Raw genomic sequence first — 25,137 nt, 5'->3', positions numbered from 1 at the left:
GGTTTTTATATTTTTGGTCAAAAAGAAAGCCCCATCAAACGATGAGGCTTCCCGATCAAACACTATTTTTTCTTCTTTTTAGAATTGGATTTCTTTTTTGCCTTGGCTCTGAGTTTGGCTTTCTTGGCCTTGTCTTTTTCTTTTTCTTTTGCTTTTGCTTTTTTCTTTTTGGCCTTGTCTTTTTCCTTTTGCTTGGCCTTGTCCTTTTTGGCTTTGGCTCTTTCCTTGTCCTTTTTCTTCTTTTTGTCGGACTTGGCTTTGTCTTTCTCAGGATCGTTTCCGGAAGCCATTTTCAGACTCGGGGTTTTCAATGCCGGTTTAACAATAGACTTGGCGATGGTTTCCGATGCGGTTTCCGTCACTGCTGCTTTGGTTTCCACTTGGGCATCAGCCGTTTTCTTTGCCGCGGTTGCTGTCGTTTTGGGTTTTACCGTACGGGTTGTGGCTGCTCTTTTAGGAGCTGTTGCCGATGCGCTTCGGGTATTGGCCTTTGCCACAGGGCTTGCCGTTGTTTTGGGCGAAGCTGCCCGGGTAGCTCTTGGTTTGGGTGTTGCCGGTTTTGGCGTGGTCGGTTTTTTGGCCACTGGCTTGCGGGGCGTTGCGGTTTTTGGCGTTGCGGCGGGTGTCGCTTCGGGCTTTGGACCGTTGGTGTTTGGGTCGGTTTCCATCATGATTTTCTGGCGTTAGGGCGGTATTTGCTATAAAAATAAGTCACCGCAAGTTTTGTACAAACAAATGTAGGATTTAAATGCTTTGGTTAATGTTAAGTTTTTCACATCAAAAAACGCGATTAATTTGCGAAAATTCGTGCTTTTTTATTGATAAAACTGTTAACAAGTCTGAAAAACAGAAACATTGCAGTTTTTATAAAAATTCTATCTTTCAACTGTTTATGGATTTTAATTTTAAATTACCACACTATGAAAAAAATTACACTATTACTCCTATGCCTGTTATCGCTGGAGGCCATCGCGCAGATGGGAACCATCGATGCCAATTTTAACACAGGCGGCGCAGGGCCAGACGCTGCTGCCTATACGACAATCAACCAGTCCGATGGAAAAATTCTCATTGCCGGTGTTTTCGACAATTACAACGGCGTGGCCCGAAGCGGTATCGCCCGCATCAATGCCGACGGTTCGCTCGATACGGGGTTCAATCCCGGAACCGGTTTGGCGCTGTCGACCGATAACATCTACTGCATGGCCTTGCAATCGGACGGGAAGATATTGATCGGTGGGAAGTTTGCCAATTTCAATGGCACTCCGCGCAACAACATCGCGCGCTTGAATGCCGATGGCTCGGTAGATCCCAGCTTCAATCCCGGAACCGGGGCCAACAGTGATGTCATTACCATCTCGATCCAATCTACGGGAAAAATCATCATCGGCGGGTTGTTTACCCAATTCAATGCTACGGCAGGCCGTTTGTTCCGACTCGAATCCAACGGGACGATCGACACGAGTTTCAATGCAGGTGGCGTAGGCCCGAACTCCTATGTGTGGACTTCGAGTGTTTTGCCTGACGACCGCATCTATATCGGCGGCGGATGGTCCAATTACAATGGGACGCCCGCAAACAGCTTGCTGCGCCTGAATGCCGACGGTACACGCGATGTTACTTATACCAATTTACGCATCATCAACAATGCAGTATTGTGCCACGCCGTGCAGCCCGATGGCAAAATCATCATCGGGGGTTATTTTACAAGCTACGGACAAACCCCGGTCGTGACCAACCGCCTGGTGCGCATCAACAGCGATGGTACACGCGACAATACGTTCAATATCGGAACCGGTCTTGACAATTATCCGCTAAGTCTTACGCTGCAGCCCAATGGAAAAGTGCTCGTTGGCGGGGCTTTCCTCAATTACAATGGAACTTTGGTCAACCGCATGGTCCGCCTCAACACGGACGGTTCGGTCGATACCGGTTTTGTGGCGGGCACCAGCATGAGCGGCATTGTCTACAAATCGACTTTCCAGCCCGACGGAAAATTGCTCGTGGCCAGTGAAGCCCTCAGTTATAATGGCAACACTACCCAGCCGAACCTGACCAAAATTAGCGCCTATGCGCCAAATGCCATTGCCATAGTCTCATTGGGCGCTACTTCTCCTTATTGTACCGAACAGACATTCGATGTCAATTATACCGCCGATGGGTATTTTGCCGCCGGGAATGTATTTACCGCACAATTGTCGGATGCCTCGGGCAGTTTTACCGCTCCGGTTTCGATTGGCAGCATCAACGCGACGGGCAGCGGGACCATTTCGGTGACCATTCCGTTGATTACCCCTGCCGGTTCGGGTTACCGCATCCGCGTGGTGGGCAGCAATTTGGCAACGACGGGAAGCGACAACGGCAGCAACCTGGCCATTTCCGGCATCAATACCTATTATGAAGACGCCGACAATGACGGTTTCGGGAATCCCAATGTATCGGTGGTCGGCTGTGGCGCTGGCCCAATCGGCTATGTCTTGAACAGCAACGATTGCAACGACAACGAGCCGTTGGCGCATACGGGTATGGCCGAAGTGCTTTACGACGGTGTGGACAACAATTGCGATGGCAACCTCGACGAAGGCAACCAACTCATGACTTCGTTGCTTCCGGCTTCTTGCGGCGCAACTTTGGCCTCGATCCAATCGCTGATTGGCATCCAAACCATTGGCGGTCCCATTACGGGATACCGCATCCGTCTTACGCAGGGTGCCGAAGTACAGGTTATTGAAAAGAACGTTCCGCACTTCATGATCACGCAATTCCCTTCTTATGCGTATGGTACCGCTTATACGGCTGAAATCATGTTGCAGCGCAATGGCGTGTGGCTCGGGTATTATGGCCCGGCCTGTAACATCACCACTCCGGGCATCTTGGCCGAAGGCGGCGCGTCTTCGATCATTGCGGCACAATGCGGGGCAGTCTTACCCAAAATCAATACGCTGATTGCCACCACGAGCTTGGCCGGCGTGACGGGCTATCGTTTCCGCGTAAGCAATTTGACCGATCCATCGGGACCAAATGCGGTTCAGACCATCGACCGGGTGCAAAACTGGTTCAGCCTCCAAATGTTGACGCGTTACAATTATGGCACGGTTTACCAGATTGAAGTGGCCGTCAAGACTACGGGTGATTATTTGGGATACGGCGCGGCCTGCAATGTGACTTCGCCTGCGGTTCCTACACTGACCAATTGCAATGCGGTCATCGCTTCAGGGACGGCCAATATTGCGACTGCCAGTGTGACTGGTGCGACGCAATACCGTTTTGAAATCACACGCGATTCGGACAATGCATCGACCGTCATTACCAAACCGACCAATTATTTCATTTTCAATTCGGTGCCGCCGGCGTTTTCGAGTCCGGGCGCGCTGTACCATGTGCGTGTGGCGGTGATGACTTCTGGAACCTGGTCTCCTTATGGAAACAGTTGCGACATTACTTCGCCGGGTGCTTTGGCCAAAGGCGCACCGTCTGCTGAAACTGTTGCGATGGAACAAACGTTCCGCACATCGGCTTATCCGAATCCGTTTACGGCCGACTTTACGATCGAATTGCTGACATCGGCCAAGGAAAATGCACAGTTGAAAGTATACGACATGCTGGGCCGATTGCTCGAGACCGTTGAGATGAAAGACGCGGATTCGTTCAGTGCGAAAATCGGAAGCGGTTATCCATCGGGGGTTTACAATGTCATTGTGAACCAAAATGGAACGATGGAAACTTTGCGCGTCGTAAAACGATGATAATTTTCACGATTTAACAAAAGCCTCTTTGGAAACGAAGGGGCTTTTTATTTCATTTCATTGGGCAACTGCCGGTAGAAATGAAAAAAGCCCCCGAAAAATCGGAGGCTTTTGTATCCGGAGCCGCCAAACAAAAAATGTTTGACTCGCTCCTAAATGAAAAAAGCCCCTCATTAGAGGAGCTTTTTGTACCCGGAGCCGCCCAAACAGAAAAGTTTGACTCGCTCCTAAATGAAAAAAGCCCCTCATTCGAGGAGCTTTTTGTACCCGGAGCCGGAGTCGAACCGGCACGGTTTCCCACAGGTGTTTGAGACCAGCGCGTCTACCAATTCCGCCATCCGGGCTTGACAGACAAAACCAACAACAGTTGGTTTATCGCGTTAAACGCACAACGAAAAACGTTGCTTGTTTTTAAACACGGTGCAAATGTAGAAAAATATATTGCAATCCAAAAAAAAAATTGTCAAAAATATCCTTTCAGAGTTGATTTTTATTTCTAAATTTGCACCTCGTTAAAACGACGCACAACTAACTAACTACACAACAATGTCTTACAACGAACCAGAAGCAAAGATTTTTGCCTGTTCACAAAGCACTTATTTAGCGGAAAAAATCGCCGAACAATACGGCATTCCGCTCGGTAAGGTTACGTTCTCTAAATATAGTGATGGCGAATTCCAGCCTTCTTTCGAAGGAGTCGATTCGCGGAATCCGCGTGTTCATCGTGTGTTCGACTTTTCCAAGTTCGGACAATTTGATGGAGCTGTTGCTCATGATCGATGCAGCCAAACGTGCTTCGGCACGCCACATCACGCCCGTGATTCCTTATTTCGGATGGGCGCGTCAGGACCGCAAGGACAAACCGCGCGTTCCGATTGGGGCCAAGCTCGTAGCCAAATTGTTGGAAACGGCCGGCGCGACCCGAATCATGACGATGGATTTGCACGCCGACCAAATCCAAGGGTTTTTCGAAAAACCGGTGGACCACCTTTTTGCATCGACAATCTTTTTGCCGTATGTGAGAAGCCTGAGCCTCGACAACCTGACGATTGCGTCACCCGATATGGGCGGTTCGAAAAGGGCGTATGCGTATTCGAAATTCTTGGAGTCGGATGTCGTAATCTGCTACAAGCAAAGGAAAGCGGCCAACGTGATCGACACGATGGAACTGATTGGAGAAGTGAAAGGCCGGAATGTAATCTTGGTGGACGACATGATCGACACCGGGGGAACGCTCGCCAAAGCCGCCGACCTCATGATCGAAAAAGGCGCTTTGAGTGTCAGGGCAATCTGCACGCACGCGATTTTGTCTGGGGAGGCGTATGAAAAGATTGAAAAATCGCAATTGAGCGAATTGATTGTGACGGATTCGATTCCGCTCAAGAAACAATCGCCAAAAATAAAAGTAGTGAGCTGCGCGCCATTGTTCGCCGATGTGATGAAGATGGTACAGAACAACAGTTCGATCAGCGGGAAGTTCCTGATGTAGTTCACGACCGCGTTAGCGATAGAAGCGGAAATCCTTTTTTAAAAGGATTCGCCGGAGCTTAGCGGAGGCAAATCTCTTTTAAAAAAGATTGCAGCGGAAAGCGCGGCGCGATCCCGACGCTTCGGGAGAGCGCAACGCCCAACAAAAAAAGAATAAATATTTATTAACTATAATTTTTTACAATGAAATCGATTACGATTAAAGGATCAGAAAGAGAAAGCGTAGGCAAAAAAGCTACTAAAGCCTTACGTGATGCTGGACAGGTACCTTGCGTGTTATACGGAGGAGACAAGCCAGTGCATTTTGCAGCAGAAGAGAAAGCCTTCAAAAGCTTGGTTTACACCCCGAACGCACACACAGTGGTGATCGAGGCCGGTAAAAACTCTTACAACGCAATTTTGCAAGACATCCAGGTACACCCGGTATCTGACAAAATCTTGCACATCGACTTTTTCCAATTGAACGATGCCAAGGAAATCACCATGGAAGTTCCGGTGAAAGTAACAGGTACTTCTCCAGGGGTTTTGAACGGTGGTGTGTTGCGTCTCAACCAACGCAAACTCAAAGTAAAGGCTTTGCCTAAAAACTTGCCTGATTTCGTGGAGGCCAACATCTCTGAAATGGAAATGGGTAACAAAATGTATGTGACGAAACTCGTTTCGGACAGCTACAAATTGATGCACCCGGACAACACTGTTGTCGCTCAAGTGAGAATTTCACGTGCGGCGATGAAAGCGGCCCAAGAAGCAGCGAAAGCAGCAAAAGGAGCTCCGGCAAAAGGAAAGAAAAAGTAATTTACTTAGTCCTTATAAAGAAAGCCTCGTTGAAAGACGGGGCTTTTTTGTTTTTTGGTTTTACCGCAAAGCTTGGCGAACTTTGCGGGAGCTTTGAGTCTTTGCGGTTGATTATTTGGGCGTTGCCTTCGGCCGGGCTGTACGCGGTGCACGGCACCTTGCTTCCATCCCTAACGCGGGCGTCCCGTTGTCATTCCGACCGCAGGGAGACCCGAGGTTTAAAAAACCGAACTGAACGTAGCTAAATCTCAGGCGAAGCCGAACTAATCCCGAGATTTCTCCTACGGTCGACTCGAGCAAAGCGAACTGGCGTAGCAAATGACAAAACAAACATTATCTTTGCTCCCATGAACTGGTTCACCCAACTATTTTCCAAACCGGAACAAAAAGAACACATCGATCCATGAAATCGAAGATTATTTCATCCGTTCGCCTTTGCTTCGCCCGTTCGCTATCGCTCGGGTCAGGCTCGGGTCACGAACACCAAAAAAACAATATCAATTGTGAGTAATAAATTCTTAATCGTCGGTCTCGGCAACATCGGCGCCGAATATGCCAACACCCGCCACAACATCGGATTCAAGATCCTCGACTTTTTCGCGCGCAAGGAATCGCTCGACTGGCAAACGGTCAAGCTCGGGCAACTCACCGAATACAAGTTCAAGGGCCGAACGTTCTTCCTTTTAAAGCCCAATACGTACATGAACCTGTCGGGCAAAGCTGTCCAATATTGGATGGACAAGGAAAACATCCCGCTCGAAAACATCCTGGTCATCACGGACGATCTGAACCTGCCGTTCGGCACGATCCGCATCAAACCCAAAGGCAGTGACGGCGGCCACAACGGGCTCAAGAACATCAACCTCGTGCTCAACACACAAAACTATGTGCGTTTCCGTTTCGGCATCAGCGACGAATTCAAGAAAGGCCAGCAGGTCAATTACGTGCTCGGCCAGTGGAACGAGGAAGAAAATGCCAAATTACCGGAACGTCTCGAATTGTCTGGCGACATCATCCGATCCTTCGGTACGGCCGGACTCGAACACACCATGAGTGGTTTTAACGGGAAATAAGATGAAACCGATTGTTCCTTTTTTATTCGCAATCCTGTTGTTTGGCTGTAGCAGCAAAAAGGATTTCAACCCGACGGCGGTTTCATTGGCACAACCCTGCGACAAAAATGCTACTTGCACGATAACGGTCATGCCCAACAAAGGGTTATTCATACAAGCCGACAATAGTGCCAAAGGCAGTAGCCTTCTATACATCATCGAAGACAATCCGAATAAAAATGTGATTCGCTACAAATTCAGCAGAACGTCCAAAGACAATACGCAGGATGCCAATTACAATGAAGAAGTCGTTTTCGAGCTCGATAAAAAGGTGACGGCCATCCATCTCTCCAACGAGCAATTGCAAAGCACGAAAATGATTTTCGGCAGGTTTTGTTTCTGCGATAAAGCACAAATCGGACTTTTCAAAGTCCAACAAGGAACTTTGTCTATCGATGCCCAGCACAACGGCGAACTCCACTTCACTATTCCCGAAGTGCCTCAAGTCACGCAACAGATCCGATTTTCGCTAAAATAAAAAGAGCCCGTTTCCGGACTCTTTTCTGTTTTATTCTATGACAATTCGCTTGACGATCTTGTGGTCGCCATCGGCAATCGAGACCAGGTAAACCCCGGCCTGCGCATTGTTGAGTTTAATGGTTTGATCGAACAATGCCGAATGATCGTAGGATTGGTCGAAAATCATCCTGCCGCGCATGTCGTGAACCGCAATGTTAATTTTGCTTGTGGAATTCGAACGGAACTTTACATTGAAGTCGCCATTGTTTGGGTTCGGGAACAATGCAAAATCCTGGAACTGGAATTGTTTGTCCGAAAGGAAAATAATGCCTTCGTTACAAATCTCCACCGAAAACGAATTAACCGTCCCGGCATTTCCTGCCACCAAATCCCTGAAGCCGAACTGCCAGGTTCCTTGTTGGCTGAAACCGTTCATCGCGGCCAGCGTCCCCGTCGGCAAAGCCATGGTGCCATTCAAGGTGCCCGATCCGCAAGCAAATGCCGGCGCCTCGCTGTCAAACGTCACCTCCACATTGGCTCCACTCGCACATTGCTGGTTGTACAAAGGCGTCAATAGACCTCCCGGGCGAATGACGGCCAGATTGAGGTTTTGGATGTTCGGGTGCGTAATGTCGTAATGTACATTTACATCGATTATCGTTCCAGTGCCAGCCGGTACGGCAATCGTTTTGACGGTATACGAAGCTGACCCGTCATTGAGCGCAAACGGCGTGTCAAACGTATAGGTGTTGCAAGTGTTGACCACTTCATATCCAATCGCGAATGCCTTGCTGTTGACCGCATAGAAAACATTGCCGACCGCTTCGACCATGACACGGCAATTGGTGGAAACCAAATCGGGAGCGGTAATGGTTTCCGATCCGTCGTTCGGGGTGTTTTCTGCCAACAGGTAAGGCCAGGTCAGTCCGCCGTCAGCCGACATCCTGATGTTGACCAAGGCCGTATTGATGCCATTTTCGGTGGTTCCGGCCACATCCCAAGCGATTACTTGCGAGCTGTTCTGTACCCAGGCTTCCAATGCCGATTGTGAAAGCACTTTGAAAGGTCCCGTATTGGCAAAGTTGAGCGTCATCGTTTCCCTTTCGGTTTGGCCACCCATCGGCGCCCCGTTGTCCCTGACGGTCAACGAAAAAATCATTTGGCGCATCACGTTGGGAACCACTTCCCAGGTTGGGGTAAGGTTATTGGCCAACACGTCCGAAAATTTCGGGAAATATCGCGTAGGTGATGGCGACGGAAGCAACGAACGGAAATTGGGGCCCGTCACATTGGTCGGCAATGGCGGTTGTACAGAAACCTGCGGATTGTATTGTTCCCAGCAGTAGGTCAAGGCATCGCCATCTGGATCCGTAGCCGAACCGGTCAATACAAACGCAGTCCCATAAGGAATCGTATGATTCGAAAGCGGTTCTACGGTTGGCGGTGTATTCCCATTCGGAACGGCCTCGGCACAATTGCCTGTCCCGTTGATGAATGTCGCGGCCTGCAACAAACTGCGTGCATGGAAATAAGGATCGGAAAAAACCGTGATGTTCTGGCTTTCGCACAAACCGGTATAGCCCATGATGGTAGATCCGCTACCGGGCTCAAATGAGGAAGTATTGCTCCTGTTGCCGTTGCAGGCACCCAGATCACCGTTGAAGGTATGGTGACAGCCAAACTGGTGTCCCATCTCATGGCATACGTAATCGACATCATACGGATCGCCAACCGGTGAAGGTAGCCCCGTCAATCCACGGGCCTTGCTTGCCGTACAAGGCGATTGCAAATTGGCCACACCTCCGCCACCTGTACTCACGGTATGTCCGATGTCGTAATTGGCCGAGCCGATGGCCGCGTCGATGACGGTTTGGCTTTGGGTCAGCAAAATGTTGTTGGTGTTGGCATTGTCGAATTCATCCGAAGTGATGAAAATGATGTCGAGGTTGTTGGGCACAATCACCATGGTCAAGGAAAATTCATTTTCGTAAATCCCGTTGACACGCGTCATCGTCACGTTCATGGCCGCCAATACCGCGTCCTTTTTCTGTGCGATCGTACCGCCATTCAAACCCGCCGCATTGACGTGGAACGCGGCATATTCGATCGTGCACGCCATGGCCAGACGGTAGGTCTTGAAAAGACTGTTGTTGGCGCGCATCTGTACCACTTCTCCCGAAAGTTCTTCGACAAGTCCTTGTGCTTCTTCGGTCACGCCACACTGGAAAGTCCTGTTGCTGGTCAGCGAAGACCTTGAATACACGATGTAGTTTTTCAGATCTTTGGTATAGGTGTCGATGTAGGTGGTTCCGCTTTTGGCCGAAAAAGTCATCGTATGCAACCCGAACAAGGTCACACTGAAACGGATCGTGGCCGTCGGATCATCGATGCCTTTGCCTACATAGGATTTGATGCCCGGATGTTCGGCGCCCAGTTCGGCAGCCAATACCGGGGCTTCAAAAATGCGGAATTTACCCATCTGTCCATCGGCGTTCGGAAAGCTGACGATGACATTCGATTGCTGGCCTTGGCCTCTTTTCGGGGCCTGAGCAAGTTGGCTTTTCAAGGCGTCGAGATCGAGCGCAAACAGTTTGAATTCCCTTGGATGCGAATTCCGGTCCATTTTATTCGGGAAATTTGCCTCGTTGTTTATGCTTCTCCACAATCCTTGGGACTGCGCCTGGACGAAAGAACAAACGAGTGCAATGAGTAGTATCAATTTCTTCATAGCTTATTATTTTGGTGGGTTGAAGATCCAAATATACTGCTTTTAAATAAAAAAGCGCCCCGTTTGGAGCGCTTTCGTTTGATTGGAGTTGTCGTTTATTCTACGATAATCCTTTTGGTGATTTTGTTGTCGCCGTCGGCAATCGAAACCAGGTAAACCCCGGCCTGTTTGCTCTTGAGGCTGATGGTCTCGTTGAACAATCCCGAATTGTGATAGGTCTGGTCGAAAATCTTACGGCCCCTCATGTCGTGCACGGCAATGTTGATCTTATTGCCTGAAGCCGAGTTGAAACGAACGGTAAAATCACCGTTGTTCGGATTCGGGAACAAGGCGAATTGATCAAAATCATACGTTTGCGTACCCAATACGAGTTGTAATGTACAAATTTCAAGTTCAATCGAATTAATCGTTCCGGTATTTCCTGCCACCAAATCCCTGAAACCAAACTGCCAGTTGCCGTTCGGGCTGAAACCGTTGAACGTATTGAGGTTGAAACCCGTTGGTGGCGCATAAGTTCCCGTAGTTGGGCTTGCACAGGTAAAGGCAGAACCTTGGGCGTCGAACACTACATCCATATTGGCATTGCCAGAACATTGCTGGTTGAACAATTGTTGCATGGTTCCGCCCGGTCTGATGACCGCCATCTGGAGGTTTTGCAGGTTCGGGTGCGTCGCATTGATTCTGATGTTCACATCACTTATCGTGTTGGTATTGGCTACCGCGATTTGCTTGACATTGTAAACCGTACTGTTGTCGGTCAACGCAAAAGGTGTGTTGAAAGTATAGGTATCGCAGACCGTCTGGATTTGGTATCCGACAGGGAATTCCCTTGAATTCAAAGCATAGAATACATTGCCGACGGCTTCAACCATAATCCTACAATGGGTAGAAACCGCATCCGGTGCCGTTACGGTTTCACTGCCGTCATTTGGCGTGTTTTCTGCCAACAGGTACGGGAAAGTCAATCCACCGTCAATAGACATACGGATGTTGACCAACGCTGTATTGATTCCATTTGCGGTTGTTCCGGCCACATCCCAGGTCACGTCGTGCGTGGTATTTTGCAACCAGGCTTCGGTATTGGTGCTCTGTGAAGTCACTTTAAATGGACCTGCATTGGCATAAGTCAAGGTCATCGTCGCTCTTTCTGTCTGTCCGCCCAATGGTCCGCCGTTGTCACGAACGACCAAGGAGAACACCATCTGGCGCGCCACGTTTGGAACTACTTCCCAAGTTGGTGTCAGGTTGTTGGCCAACACACTTGAAAAGACCGGGAAATATCTTGTCGCCGAAGCAGAAGGCTCGAAAGACCTGAAGTTCGGTCCAGAAACACTCGTAGCCGCCGGTGGCTGTGTCGAAATCTGTTGGTTGTACTGCTCCCAGCAATAGGTCAGCGCAGTCGCCTCGGCGTCGGTAGCAATACCGGTGAGCCTGAAAGCAGTTCCAAAAGGAATGGTATAATTGTCCCCAGCGCTTACGGTTGGCGGTGTATTGCCATTGGGAACCGTCGCAGCACAATTCCCGGAAGTATTGAGTACGTTCTGGATTTCGATCAGGCTTCGCGCGTGGAAATAAGCATCGGAATGCGGCTGCACATCGTGTGGTGCGCAAATTCCGGCATATCCCATGATCGTGGTTCCGCTGCCCGGTTCGTAAGAAGAAGTCGTCATACGGTTCGGCGGAGCACAGTTGCCCTGGTCGCTGTTGAAAGTATGCGACCCCCCGAATTGGTGGCCCATTTCGTGTGCCACGAAATCAATGTCGTATTCGTCCCCTACAGGCGATGGCAATCCGGTGAGTCCCCTGGCTTTTCCGGTTGGGTTACAAACCGATGGCCTTTGGGCCACACCACCTCCACCAGTACTCACGGTATGTCCAATGTCGTAATTGGCCGTGCCGATGGCCGCATCGATAGCGGTCTGGCTTTGGTCGAGCAGGATGTTGTTGGTGTTGTTGTTGTCAAAATTATCCGAGGTGATGAAGATAATGTCTTCGTTGTTGGGTACCAATTCCAAGGTAACCGACAAATCGCGTTCGTAGACACTATTGATGCGGTTTACCGTTACATTCATCGCGGCGAGTACGGCCGCTTTTTTCTGCGCAATGGTACCGCCACCCAAACCGGCTGCATTGACATGGAATGCCGCATATTCGATCGTACAGGCCATGGCCAGTCGGTAGGTCATGAAGACGCTGGTGTTGGAACGCAATACATTTTGGTCCGACGGAATTTCAGGAATCAGGCCCTCATCGGTATCGGTTACATCGCAACGGAATGTTTTGTTGGTCGTCAATTCGGCCCTTGAAAAAACCATGTAGTTTTTCAAATCCTTGGTGTAAGGATCGATGTACGTGGTTCCGGTTTTACCCGATTGGGTCATCGTGTGCAAACCGAACAAGGTCAGGCTGAAGCGGATGGTTGCCGTCGGGTCGTCGATGCCTTTTCCTACATAGGACTGGATTTCAGGATGTCTTGCCGCCAAATCGGGGTGCATCACCGAGGCTTCATAGATTCTGTATTTCTGCAATTCGCCACTAGGGGTAGGAAAATCTACAATCACATTGGATTGTTGTCCAGACATTCTGGACGGCGCATTGACCAGCGTGGCTTTGAGCGCATCAAGGTCGAGTGCATACAGTTGGTAAGTCCTTGGGTGCGAATCACGGCTCAGTCTTTCGCCCGCAATAGCCGCATCGTTGGTACTTCGCCACAATTGCTGCCCGTAGCTGTCGGTAAAAGCCAGTACAGCCAAAGATACAAAAAATAGTAATTTCTTCATCATGGATTGTTGTAAAGTTAATAGCCTCAAATATAAATATTTTTTCATAAAAAAAGCGCCCTGGATCAGGGCGCTTTACTATTGCGTTTTTAGGAATTATTCTACAACAATTCGCTTGACCATCTTCTTGTCGCCATCGGCAATCGAAACCAGGTAAACACCCGCTTGGGCATTGGTCAACTGGATTTCCTGAGAAAACAATCCGGTGCTGTCGTAGGCTTTGTTGAAAATGCGTCTTCCACTGATGTCATGCACCTGGATGCTCACTTTGCTCGATGCATTGAATTCTACTTTAAAGCTTCCGTTGTTCGGGTTTGGATACAATGCGAAGTTCGCGAAGTCAAACTCCTGTGCTTTAAGCGGCACCAAGGCAGTCGAACAAATCTCCAACCAGAATGAATCGATCGTACCGACATTGCCGGCAGCCAAATCCCTAAAGCCAAACTGCCAGTTGCCCATTTGCGAGAAACCGTTCATTGCGGCCAGCGTTCCGGTAGGCAACGCCATGGTTCCGCTCAGCGGGCTTCCGCAGGCAAAAGCAGCGGCTTCGCTGTCGAAAGTCACATTCATATTGGCGTTACCGGCGCATTGTTGGTTGAACAAAGGCATCATCGATCCTCCCGGTCTGATGACCGCAATATTGAGGTTCTGGATGTTCGGGTGCGTCGCATTGATGTGGATGTTCACGTCGCTGATCGTACCGGCTGTAGGTACATTGATTTGCTTGACGTTATAGGATGTCGAGTTGTCGTTCAAGGTAAACGGCGTATCGTAATTGTAGGTTGTACAAGTCGTCACCAATTCATATCCGATCGCGAATGCATTTGAATTGACCGCATAGTAAACATTTCCGGTCGGTTCGATCAAAATTCTGCAATTGGTTGAAGTCACGGCTGGAACTGTGATTACTTCATTTCCGTCATTTGGCGTATCGGCTACCAAAGTAATTGGCCAGGTCAGTCCGCCATCTGTTGACAATTTGATATTGATGTTGGCCGATCCAGGCAAAGACGTCGTGTTGTTCACGTCCCAAGTAACCGTTTGGTTGGTTCCTGGCGCTCCCCACAAAACACCGGTTGTGTTCTGTGAAGTGACTTGGAATGGTCCAACACCACCGATCCCGTTGTAAGGAGCCGCAGAAGTAATGATTACCTCATCGGTATTGGTTTGCCATCCACCGACGTGGTTGTCCCTTACCGTCAAGGTAAACCTCAAACTTCTTTGTACCGATGAAACCGATTCCCATGTAGTGCTCAGTTGACCTGCCAATACTTTGCTGTATTCCGGCAAATAACGGTCTGGAACAGTCTTGGGGTTGAAGGAACGATAGTTCGGCCCACCTGTTTTGGTTGGATAACAAATACTCTGCGCTTGGTCAAATGCCGAAGAAGCGTTGTTGTTCTGTTCCCAGCAGTAGCTCAAGGTATCGCCTTCTGCATCTGTTACCACGCCTTTGAGGATGTAAGCAGTTCCCGAAGGCACGGTGAAATCAGCCGGAGCCGTAACCGTTGGCGGGGTATTGCTGGTGATGGCCGTGCTCACCGGACAGGTCTTAGTTGCCATGTTGTCCTGGATCTGTTGGATGCTTCGGTACGTGAAGTACGGATCTGAATGTTGCTGTACGTCATAATCGACTGTAATTCCCGCGTACGCCATAATGGTAGAACCACTGCCCGGCTCAATATTTACACTGGCACCTTCCACGTTGTGCGAAAAGGTATGGTTGGCCCCCATTTGGTGTCCCATTTCATGGATTACGTAATCGATATCGAAACTATCCCCTGCAGGAATATTGTTGGAAGGCGAAGTGTAGCCGCTTCCTTTGTTCTTGTCCATGTTGGTCCCGGTATCGTCATCCCTGCACACGCATCCGATGCAGCCCGCGTTACCGCCGCCGCCCGAAGCGCCAAAAAGGTGTCCGATATCATACGCCCCGTTCCCCAGTTGTGCGGTCAGCGCGTTTTGCAATTGGAGGTTCCATCCATTCAGATTGTCGGCATTGGCCGCCGCCGTACCTACTGCTGCAGTCGAATAAGGATCGGTCGCCGCATTGGTATAGATCACCAAGTTGTTGTTGGCGATAATATTGAGGTGGATGGCCAGGTCGATTTCCATCACCCCATTCACGCGGGTCATCGTATTGTTCATTCCGGCGAGCGCTCCGGCTACCGTACCGCCAAAATAGGTCGTGTATTCTCCTGTACAGGACAAGGCCAAACGCATCGTCTTGTAGGAAAGGTTACTCGATCTTGCGGTTATTCCGTCAACAACGTCGTTGTTCAGGGCTACGTCTTCGGTGGCACAGTTGAAAGGCAACCTTCCTCTTTCTCTTGTTTGGGAATCAAACAATACGTAAGTAGCGTGGTCCTTGGTGTAAGGCTCGATGAACTCCGCCGTCCTGTCCGGTCTTAAAAGCATGGTTTGGATGCCCAAAGGCGAAACGCTGAAATGGATCGTGGAACCATCGGTCATGTTTTTGCCGATGTAAGCCCTGATTTCTGGATATTGCGCTTGCAATTCTGGCGCAAAATTGGAGTTTTCCCAAACCTGAAATTTTTCCATTTGGCCATCAATATTGGGAAATTCAACCACAACACCTGGCGCTGTCGAAAGCTTGTCTGATGCCTGTGCCAAAGTCTGCTTGATGGCATTTACGTTGACCTGGAAAAGCTGTTTCCTTTCAGAATAGGAATCTTCCTTGATTCTCTGGAGCTGGTCCACGCTTTCGAGGCTCACTTTCCTCCAGGCATTTTTTTGTGCTGACAATTGTACGGACGAAAGTACAACCATCGAGAAGAGTAGTAATTTTTTCATTTTTTTGATAGTTATAATAGCAAACAAAGCTAAGCTATTTTTTTAATTCCCACGGCCTCCTTGCTCAATTTAACAATATCCGGGGCCAACAAAAAAGGCTGCCAACAATTTGACAGCCTTTGGGTTATTCCTAAAATACAGTTGCTTATTTTTTGATCATGAGCTTTTTGACGACTTTGGTTCGCTGGCCCGAAACTTCTACAAAAATAATTCCATCGGGTAGCGAGTTCGGCAATTCTATTTTGAGCGATTGCTTGCCTTTTTGGAGTTCGGTCTTGCGTTCGGCCAAGAGCTTGCCGTCCATTCCGGTCATCCGCACCAGCAATGGCCCGTCGGTAAGCATTTCGACATCTACATTGATCTCTGTACTGGCGGGGTTGGGATGGATTTTTACGATCTCATCGAAGTTTTGCGTCTCATCTCCCCCGACCTGCATGTGTCTGTCCCGGGTACTGCCGCCCGAACCAGGATAGGTCGTAAAGGTTTTCGTGTTGTTGCACAACGACTCGTCATGGATGCCGATAATCCTTGTGGTCACGGTTACCGTATACGTGGCCGAAGTTGCATAAGTGTGGGATGTCGAAGAAGAAAAAGAACTGAAACTGCTTCCGTCCCCAAAATCCCAAACATATTTTACGTTGGCCGTTCCGCTGCAATTCGGATTGGTATTGTAAGCAGTGAAGCTCGATGTATTTCCAGAAACCGTTTGGTTGTAGGCAATCGTCGAAAGGCAATTGCAGGCACATTGGTCAATGATTACTTTCTCGAAATTGAAGACACAACCACTAGGGCTGGTGAGTTGCAGGTTGATGTAACCCGGCAGATCGGTCCAGTTGATGTTGACCGAAGATTGGTTATTGGCCCCCACAATCGTCCCTTCGCCTTGGATAATGCTCCAAAGCGCCGTGTAACCGGCAGGAATCGTAAAGCTATTGGTCGTACTGTTGCTCCCGGAGGTCTCACAGGCCGTAGTGCTTCCGCCGATGCTTCCACTTTGCAAATCCACCCGAATGTAATCGGTTACGGTTACCGGACAGCCTTGGTAAGAGTAGTTGTAGACAATTGCATGATTGCCCATTCCGGCAGCAACCGGCGAAAACGAGTACATCCCGCCCGAAAAAGTTACCCCGTTTCCTGTAAAATACCCCCCGGGTTGTGCGGCGCTCAGGTATCCTGCCAGGTTCGTAATCCCGCCCGGACTGCACATCAATGCAGGCAGACTCAAGGTTGGTACACCCGAAGGAATCGGTTGAAGGTTAACATTGTCAATGTAGTAATAGGAATTCTCTGGCGCGGTCGATGCCGGGTTCGGGCAAGGATTCGACAACGCCGTTTGCACCTGGAACTGTACATTGTTGATTCCGCCCAGATACAAGTATTTCTGTCCGGCCACACTTCCCGTAGTGAATGTAAACGTAATCCTTTCCCAACCATTGGCTGTAGCGGCGCTAGATGCAGTCGAAAAAGTCGGATTTTGCAGCAATATATAATTCGGGGTGAATTGCGATGTCGGTATGATTCCGCCGGTGAGCAATCCGACTTCGGCATCCATCAACAAGGCTTGAAACTTGATCGCTTTCTGGCTTTGTCCTTCGGCAAGCGAAACATCAAAACTCAACTGATAGGCCGTATTGGCCGACAGAGGCGTGGCCAATTGCGTTTTGATTGTTTCACTGTAGGTCGACTGGTAGGCATTGACCCTTGGATTGGTAATGTACATGCCCGCATAGCCATGGTTTCCGGAAACATTGTCGTTTTGGTGTCCGTTGAAATTGCACGGAATCGAAACCGACGGACTCGAATCGGTAGAATTGAAATAATCCGGCGTACTAAAATAAGAAGCCCCTTCCCAACCGCAAGCCCTGTTGAGTTGGCTCGCCGTAGGATACATCGTCGTGGCGTATTGCTCGAAATTGCCATTCTTGACCAGGTTACAGGTATTCTGTGCCGTACAAGTATTCTTCACATTCACATACACATAAGTAATATTGCCGCGCTGGTTGGTCGTCACATCATAAGGCACGTAGCGCAGCAAATGGACTCCCGGCACGTTGCTGGTCAGGAATACATTCGTCGAAAGGCTTCCATTGTCTACGGTAAACGTCGCGTTGGCGTCGTAGATGTCCTGGAGTTTTTCAAAACGGATGTTGGCAACCCCGTTGATTGAATAGTCATTGGACAAAATACTCGTCACGCCCGAACCGTTGATTTTAATTGCGGCACCGGTATTTCCGGTGTAAACAAAACTACTGGTCGAAGTCAGGCCGTCGCTGACACCCGCCACGATGATGCCGCTGCAAGCCGATGTATTGTAATTGTAGTAAATCTGTTGGGATGCTTGCGAAGCCACGCCATAAACCCCATTCACACTGTATCCGAGGTCACACAAAACCTTGCGCTCTTCGTCTTTTAAATAACGCTTCGACACACCCAACGGGGTCTGGTTGCTCATCACAAAATAAGCGTCGTTGCCTTGTGTACATTCGTCTTCAAAATGACTCAGGCTGCTTCCCATCTCAAAACAAGGCGGTGTGTAAACCAGCGAATTCACCGCTCCGCTCACATACTTCATGGCCACGTTCCCGGTACATTGTGTGTGGTTGTACGAACCGTTGAAAAGATGGTCCGTAGCGGTACAGCCCGGCCACAAATTCCCTTGTGGAATGTTTAACGAATAAGCATACATCTGCCCGCTGGTCGTCGGGTTATTGATAATGGCAGCGGTGTTCGCGCCGTTTTTCAACTGCTTGTCATAACGGCTGAACACATTACCCCCTGGATTGGTAAAATAGATTGACGTCCCGTATTGGTTCATCAGCGTCGCAAATCCCAATGCATGGGTCAATTCGTGCAACATCACGGTATACAAATCTACCTTGCCGCTCATTCCGGTAGCCGCGTTGTAGGCGTTCAAGTCTGTATTCCAAACCCGTGAAGGATTGTTGAAGTTGATGGAAACCATGCCGTGGTAAAAAATCCCAGTAGAATTGGTTCCCGAATTGGTGGTAACGACAGGAAACAGCAATCCGTTGTAAGGATCGACTCCGGTGTGGATCATTTGCCAGATCTGGTTGTCTACGATTCCGCCCGAAGTCCATGCCGAATAAGTCGAAAGATTGAAGAAAGAAGTGGCCAATCCGCCAACACCACTCGTAGAGGACGGCAATTGGTTCGCGGGCAATACCTGATTGATGTCGCGAACCCAAATGCGGATTTTGTTGTAGTTTCCGGGATTCTTCAAAGGCGAATTGATGAAGTTGGAAACATCTTGGAAAACTTGGCAAATCACGTTGCGTCTCGCATCTTCGACCGGATTGCCCACGTTCGACATGCCACTGTTGGATTCAAAATACAATTCGAACATTCCGGAGCTACACAACAACTGCGTGGTCGAAGTGGAACCATTTTTTAATGTTGAAACCGATTGGGTTTGGATCTCTGAAAGCGTATAACTATTGCCATAGTTATCAAAAACGGTATCAAAAGCGCCATTGGGACTCAAATCTGATTGGGAATAGGCCCAAACAGACATCAGGAGGCAAAATGCCCCTACAATTTTTTTCATATTGTGTTGTTTGAAGGTTAACGCCCTAAACCTACAAATTTTTTTGAAATAAATTTCGTACAAAGCTTAATTTGTCAGAAAAATTACAATTTATTTAAAGTATTCCCCATTACTGCATTTTGGCATTTTTATATTTTCTTCTGGCCATTTGACCATAATTGGATTCGTTGCTTTAACTTTGCGTCGAACATCTCAAGTGCATTTTGAAAATTTTCCATTCAATAACCGATTTTAGTTCCGCCAGGAAAACCATCGTCACCCTGGGCACTTTCAATGGTGTGCACATCGGTCACAAAAAAATCATCGAGAAATTATTGCAAAGCGCTGCCGAAACCGGGAGCGAAAGCCTGATCCTGACCTTTTTCCCGCATCCGCGCATGGTACTCCAGGAAAGTTCCGAGATCCAGTTGCTCAACACGCTCGAGGAAAAAATCAAGCTGCTCGAAAACAGCGGGCTCGACAACCTGATCATCCATCCGTTCGACGAGGCTTTTTCGAGATTGACCGCCGAGGAATTCGTATCGAAAATCCTGGTCGAAAAATTCAACATCCGCAAAATCATCATCGGCCACGACCACCGTTTTGGCAGAAACCGCACGGCCAACATCGACGATTTGATCGTATTTGGCCAAACCTATGGTTTTGAAGTCGAACAAATCTCGGCCCAGGAAATCGATGCCGTTTCGGTGAGTTCGACCAAAATCCGCAACGCGCTTTTGGAAGGCAATATCTCGTTGGCCAACGAATACCTTGGCTATCCGTATTTGCTTACGGGCACGGTCGTCAAGGGCAAGCAACTCGGACGCACGATCGGTTTCCCGACGGCCAACCTGCACATCGCCGAAAACTATAAGCTGATCCCCAAAATTGGGGTCTATGTGGTCCAGAGCGTACTCGAAGGAAAAATCGTCTACGGCATGATGAGCATCGGCACCAATCCGACCGTTGGCGGCGATTCGCTGACGATTGAAGTCTATTTCTTCGATTTCGGCGCCGATTTGTACGGCCAAAAAATCGAAATCTCGATCCTCGATTACATCCGCGACGAGGAAAAATTCGCCTCGGTCGACCTCTTGAAGGAAAAACTATACCAGGACATGGATTATTCGCTTTCCTGGATCAAAAGCAACGGCTGATGAAAAAGTGGTTCGAACCCATAGACAATGCGCCTCTTGTGATCTTCAGGATGCTTTTTGGGTTCCTGCTTTTTGCCGAAAGCATCGGCGCCATTTGTACCGGCTGGGTTTACCGCGTGTTCCTCCAACCCGAATTCACGTTTTCGCACATCGGGCTCGACTGGCTGCAACCGCTGCCGGGTTTTGGCATGTATGTCTATTTTGTCGTCATGGGACTGTTTGGACTCATGATCATGCTGGGCTACCGCTACCGGCTGGGGCTGGGGCTGTTTACTTTGATGTGGGCTGGCGTGTATTTCATGCAGAAGGAATCCTACAACAACCATTATTATCTGCTGCTGCTGGTTTGCGTGATCATGTGGTTCCAACCGGCCAACCGATATGCCTCGCTCGACGCCAAACGAAATCCTGCAATCAAAACCAACCGCATGCCGCGTTGGTGCTCGCTTGTGATGATTTTCCAGATCAGCATTGTGTATGTTTTTGCGGTGCTGTCCAAATTGTACCCGCAATGGCTCAACGGCGAATACATCAAACTGTTGCTCATGACCAATGAAACGGGCGTTTTTGTCAAAGGGCTTTTCGACCAGCATTGGTTCCATTTGTTCATTTCGTGGTCGGGTTTGGCGTTTGATTTACTGATTATTCCGGCCTTGTTGTGGAAGCGCAGCCGTACGATTGCTTTTGTCGGCGCATTGTTTTTCCACCTGTTCAATGCGATTGTGTTGCAGATTGGCATCTTTCCGTTTTTTGCATTGGCTTTCGTATTGTTCTTTTATCCGCCCGAAAAAGTCAGGCATCTTTTCTTCCGGAATAAAAACAACAGTCCGGAAGTTTTCCCGCAAGAAACCTACAGCCGAAGCATCCTTTATTTTTTCATCCCGTACTTCATCCTTCAACTCGGTTTGCCGTTGCGCCACCACTTGATCAAAGGCGACGTGCTCTGGACCGAGGAAGGCCATCGCTTGAGCTGGCGCATGATGCTGCGCCAAAAAGGCGGCTATGTGGTGTACCGGATTGTCGACCAAAAAACAGGTGAAACTTCTTTTTACGACCTGGCCAAACGCCTCACCACCAAACAGCAGGGATTTGCCGCGACCAAACCCGATGGCATCTGGCAGTTGTCGCAACGCATCAAGAAAGAATACGCGGCAAAGGGCCAACAGGTTTCGGTTTATGTCCAAGCCCTGGTCTCGGTCAATGGCGGACCGTTGCGTTCCCTGATCGACCCAAAAATCGATATGGCTGCCGCAGAATGGGACTATTTCGGACACAACGATTGGATCTTGCTGTACGAATAGTCCTCTGTAATCTTGTAACATTTTTTATTTAAAATCATACCGCTGTCTGCTTTTTAATGCCTAAATTTAAACTTACCAAAAGATTGTCTAACCAATCATTTAGCGTAAAACCTTAATGACATTTCAAAAAACAGCTATTATGAAATTTACAAGAGAATTAATCAACGGTATTATCATCTACTTGGGAATCGGTGTTTATTTTTTGATTCTTGAGTTCGCCGGGCTTTCGGATGTGGTTTATTTGCGTATCATCAACCTGCTCATCGTGGCTTACGGCGTCAACCGTACCATCAAGGCCAACCAGGCCGACGGGGTTCGCGGTTACAACACCAATTTGCTTTCGGCCATCATCACCTCGATGATCGGGGCATTTTTGAGCATCGGTTCGCTGTTGGCCTACATTTCCTACAACGGCGGGGAAGCTTACTTGAAAAGATTGTCCGAAAACTTCATTTTTGGCGGCGGCGAATTGACGATAAACCATTATTGCATCGGTTTGTTGTTTGAATCTACGGCCGCTTCGCTGATCGTTTCGTTCTGCCTGATGCAGTACTGGAAAGACAAAGTAGAAGTCATCAATAAAGTGGATTAACACCAATCCGCCCAGCAGAATGAGGTTTATATTCGCAATAGTATAAACCTCATTTGTATTGAATCTATATTGCGGTACCGGCCAAACTTTAAGCAGCGAAACTTTTTACTTCAAATGGAATTCTTTACTTTTGACCGAATATAAAATTCCACCAATGAGCATCACCAAACACAATTGGACCAAAGAAGAAATCATCGCCATCTATAACAAACCCATGATGGACCTGCTTTTCGAAGCGGCGACCATCCACCGCCAGCACCACGATCCCAATGTGGTTCAGGTTTCCACCTTACTTTCCATCAAAACCGGCGGCTGTCCCGAAGATTGCGGTTATTGCCCGCAGGCAGCGCGATACCATACCGAAATCGAGGGCAACGACCTCATGACCGTGAGCCATGTCAAGGCGCAGGCATTGCGGGCCAAAGCCAGTGGTTCGTCGCGTGTGTGTATGGGTGCGGCTTGGCGAAACGTCAAGGACGGACCAGAATTCGACCAGGTGCTCGAAATGGTGCGTACGATCAACAAACTCGACATGGAAGTGTGCTGCACGCTCGGGATGTTGACCGAAAACCAGGCGCAGCGTTTGGCCGAAGCCGGTTTGTACGCCTACAACCACAACATCGATACCTCAGAAGAATATTACAAAGAAGTCATTTCGACCCGCGGTTTTCAAAGACCGTTTGCAAACGATAGAAAACGTCCGCAAAACCAATGTTACGGTGTGCAGCGGCGGGATCATCGGCATGGGCGAAACCGTCGAGGACCGTGCAGGAATGCTTGTGGCTTTGGCGACACTCGATCCACAACCCGAATCGGTGCCGATCAACGCACTCGTCGCGGTAGAAGGTACGCCGATGGAAGACGAAAAACCGGTTGAAATCTGGGAAATGATTCGTATGGTCGCGACCACGAGAATCGTCATGCCAGAAACCCAAGTGCGTCTTTCTGCCGGACGCATGAACATGAGCCGCGAAGGCCAGGCAATGTGTTTCTTTGCCGGGGCCAATTCGATTTTCGCAGGTGACAAATTGTTGACCACGCCCAACCCGGACGTCAACGAAGACATGAAAATGTTCGAGATGCTCGGACTCATTCCGCAGAAACCGTTCGTCAAACACGCACAGCCGGAAACCGTCGAAGCCGAAAACTCACAATTCGAATCTTTGGGCGAAAAACCGAAATGGACCAGACCCGGACATACGATCGAGCGCAACCTCGAAGCTTCGGTCAAAGGAAAACAAACCCAAGATGTAGAATAATAAAAAAATCCGCTTCGATTGAAAGCGGATTTTTTGTTTTATGGATGGGCGTATTTGACAAAGGTCTCGGCCTGCGCTCCCGTATCATTGTGCAGACTCAGGTGATAGGTTCCCGATGCATACGGGAATGGAAAACTGTAACTGCGTTTCCCGGCCGCGGCAATCCTTTCATTCTTGAGCTCCTTGACGAGTTTGCCGTTGTTGTCAAAAACCTTCAGGATAATGTGGTCGGCCGATTTGAAGTTGACGGTAAATTCGAGTTGGCTGCCGACCGGATTCGGCGCAATCTTGACCTCCAATTTTTCCCTGCCGCTGTTTTTGGTGAAATCATTCGTGCCCAGGTTTTGATCCGAAAATTTGTAGATGCCCGCTCCCGAACAATAGGCCAGGTTTTGGTCAAAGAATTGGATGCGGTTCAAGTTGGCGCCGAAGCCCGTATTGGTCCAGGTCGTTCCAGCATCAAAGGTTTCGAGGAAACCGGTGTGGTGTCCGCCCATCCAACCATGGTTTTCGGTGATAAACCCCACGGCTTGAATATCGGTATCAGGGACTTCTTTCGAAACCCAGTTTGCACCGCCATTGACCGATTTGAGCAATTTTCCGTTCAACGGCGCCACTGATTCCACCGAAGCAAACATCACATTGGTATTCGAGAAAAGCCGTTGCAATTTCCAGACGTATTCACCCGGGATGCCCGTATCGTGAATCGGTGTCCAGGTCGTACCGCCATTGGTCGTTTTCAAAATCACGCCACCAGTGGCACTCCCGCCTGAGGCAAAGCCAACATTGGCGTCAACAAATAAAACCTCGACCAAGGTTTCGGCATAGGCGCTCATGTCGATGTATTGCCAGGTTGCGCCGCCATTGGTCGATTTAATCACATAAGCCGGGCCGAAATAAGCGCCGCAGCCGTAAATCGTATTGGCATCGACGGCATCGAGACCGCAAATCGCCGCCGGAAAATTGGGGGCCGTGAAAACGTCTGGGGCAATGTCGATCCATGTCGCACCGCCGTCCGTAGTGCGATAGAACCCGTAGTCGAGTAATCCGAGGAAACCATTGTTGGCATCCATGAATTCGATGTTCCTGATGTAGGTTTCTGGGAAGTATCCGGAATCGCTCCAAGTGACACCGCCATTGGTCGTTTTGTAAACGTAACCGCCATTGCCTGCGGCCCAACCCAAATTGGGATTGAGGAAAAACACGTCGTCGAAACGACCCGAATCGGGCGGCGGCAACACTTCGTGCCATTCGGCCTGCCCATATCCGAAGACTGTTGTCAATGAGAGCATTGCGGTAAGTAAAATTCTTTTCATAGCGTTGTTTTTTAAAATAATTGTTTTCTGATTCAATCAAATGTAG

At 49.0% G+C, this 25,137-nt stretch carries 13 protein-coding genes, 1 tRNA gene and 2 pseudogenes; 9 read left to right on the top strand and 7 right to left on the bottom strand.

The genetic code is table 11. From position 1 onward, the window contains the following. Positions 1-62: 62 nt before the first annotated feature. The gene (locus QM717_RS08820) at positions 63-671 is read right to left on the bottom strand and encodes a hypothetical protein (protein ID WP_415036917.1); all 609 of its coding nucleotides are present in this window, start codon (positions 669-671) and stop codon (positions 63-65) included. Between the two features lie 249 nt (positions 672-920). Here QM717_RS08820 and QM717_RS08815 point away from each other — a divergent pair, with 249 nt between their 5' ends. Continuing rightward, the gene (locus QM717_RS08815; protein WP_415036915.1) at positions 921-3,746 is read left to right on the top strand and encodes a T9SS type A sorting domain-containing protein; all 2,826 of its coding nucleotides are present in this window, start codon (positions 921-923) and stop codon (positions 3,744-3,746) included. Between the two features lie 264 nt (positions 3,747-4,010). Here the strand turns inward: QM717_RS08815 and QM717_RS08810 are convergent. After that, positions 4,011-4,090 (bottom strand) — tRNA-Leu (locus tag QM717_RS08810). A gap of 202 nt (positions 4,091-4,292) precedes the next feature. On the opposite strand from QM717_RS08810, the pseudogene QM717_RS08805 reads away from it, so the two are divergent. The 4 genes and pseudogenes from QM717_RS08805 (at position 4,293) to QM717_RS08790 (ending at position 7,619) form a co-directional block, all read left to right on the top strand. Continuing rightward, a pseudogene (locus QM717_RS08805) lies at positions 4,293-5,235 on the top strand (ribose-phosphate pyrophosphokinase). Between the two features lie 182 nt (positions 5,236-5,417). After that, positions 5,418-6,029, top strand: coding sequence for a 50S ribosomal protein L25/general stress protein Ctc (locus QM717_RS08800; RefSeq protein WP_415036913.1), 612 nt, complete (start codon positions 5,418-5,420; stop codon positions 6,027-6,029). 503 nt (positions 6,030-6,532) lie between these two features. Continuing rightward, positions 6,533-7,102: an aminoacyl-tRNA hydrolase gene (gene pth / locus QM717_RS08795; protein WP_415036911.1), complete on the top strand. Its 570-nt coding sequence runs from the start codon at positions 6,533-6,535 to the stop codon at positions 7,100-7,102. Position 7,103: 1 nt separating this feature from the next. Further along, positions 7,104-7,619 carry a hypothetical protein gene (locus tag QM717_RS08790; protein WP_415036909.1) on the top strand — a complete coding sequence of 172 codons (516 nt, stop codon included), beginning with the start codon at positions 7,104-7,106 and terminating at the stop codon, positions 7,617-7,619. A gap of 30 nt (positions 7,620-7,649) precedes the next feature. Here the strand turns inward: QM717_RS08790 and QM717_RS08785 are convergent, their stop codons facing one another. The 4 genes from QM717_RS08785 to QM717_RS08770 all read right to left on the bottom strand — a co-directional run bounded on the left by QM717_RS08785 (position 7,650) and on the right by QM717_RS08770 (position 19,487). Continuing rightward, entirely contained in the window at positions 7,650-10,328 is a 2,679-nt protein-coding gene (locus tag QM717_RS08785; RefSeq protein WP_415036907.1) for a reprolysin-like metallopeptidase, read from the bottom strand. A 95-nt stretch (positions 10,329-10,423) separates the two neighbouring features. Further along, the gene (locus tag QM717_RS08780; RefSeq protein ID WP_415036905.1) at positions 10,424-13,108 is read right to left on the bottom strand and encodes a reprolysin-like metallopeptidase; all 2,685 of its coding nucleotides are present in this window, start codon (positions 13,106-13,108) and stop codon (positions 10,424-10,426) included. A gap of 96 nt (positions 13,109-13,204) precedes the next feature. Beyond that, positions 13,205-15,922 (bottom strand): reprolysin-like metallopeptidase, encoded by a 2,718-nt coding sequence (locus tag QM717_RS08775; RefSeq protein WP_415036903.1) that lies wholly within the window; start codon positions 15,920-15,922, stop codon positions 13,205-13,207. Positions 15,923-16,067: 145 nt separating this feature from the next. Then, a complete protein-coding gene (locus QM717_RS08770) occupies positions 16,068-19,487 on the bottom strand; it encodes a PKD domain-containing protein (RefSeq protein WP_415036901.1) in 3,420 nt (1,139 codons plus the stop codon). 203 nt (positions 19,488-19,690) lie between these two features. Here QM717_RS08770 and QM717_RS08765 point away from each other — a divergent pair, with 203 nt between their 5' ends. From QM717_RS08765 to bioB, 4 genes and pseudogenes are all read left to right on the top strand, one after another. Further along, a complete protein-coding gene (locus tag QM717_RS08765; RefSeq protein WP_415036899.1) occupies positions 19,691-20,623 on the top strand; it encodes a bifunctional riboflavin kinase/FAD synthetase in 933 nt (310 codons plus the stop codon). Next, positions 20,623-21,924 carry an HTTM domain-containing protein gene (locus tag QM717_RS08760; protein ID WP_415036897.1) on the top strand — a complete coding sequence of 434 codons (1,302 nt, stop codon included), beginning with the start codon at positions 20,623-20,625 and terminating at the stop codon, positions 21,922-21,924. Before QM717_RS08765 ends, QM717_RS08760 begins: the two co-directional genes overlap by 1 nt. 139 nt (positions 21,925-22,063) lie before the next feature. After that, positions 22,064-22,516, top strand: a complete 453-nt coding sequence (locus QM717_RS08755; RefSeq protein ID WP_415036895.1) for a hypothetical protein — start codon at positions 22,064-22,066, stop codon at positions 22,514-22,516. Positions 22,517-22,670: 154 nt separating this feature from the next. After that, positions 22,671-23,775, top strand: a pseudogene (gene bioB / locus QM717_RS08750) (biotin synthase BioB). Between the two features lie 38 nt (positions 23,776-23,813). On the opposite strand, the gene QM717_RS08745 reads toward bioB, so the two are convergent. Beyond that, positions 23,814-25,091, bottom strand: a complete 1,278-nt coding sequence (locus QM717_RS08745; RefSeq protein WP_415036893.1) for a T9SS type A sorting domain-containing protein — start codon at positions 25,089-25,091, stop codon at positions 23,814-23,816. Positions 25,092-25,137: the final 46 nt, after the last annotated feature.

It is taken from the genome of Flavobacterium sp. (assembly GCF_047602195.1).
Classification (GTDB): domain Bacteria; phylum Bacteroidota; class Bacteroidia; order Flavobacteriales; family Flavobacteriaceae; genus Flavobacterium.
This window is presented reverse-complemented; position numbering and strand designations above follow the sequence as displayed.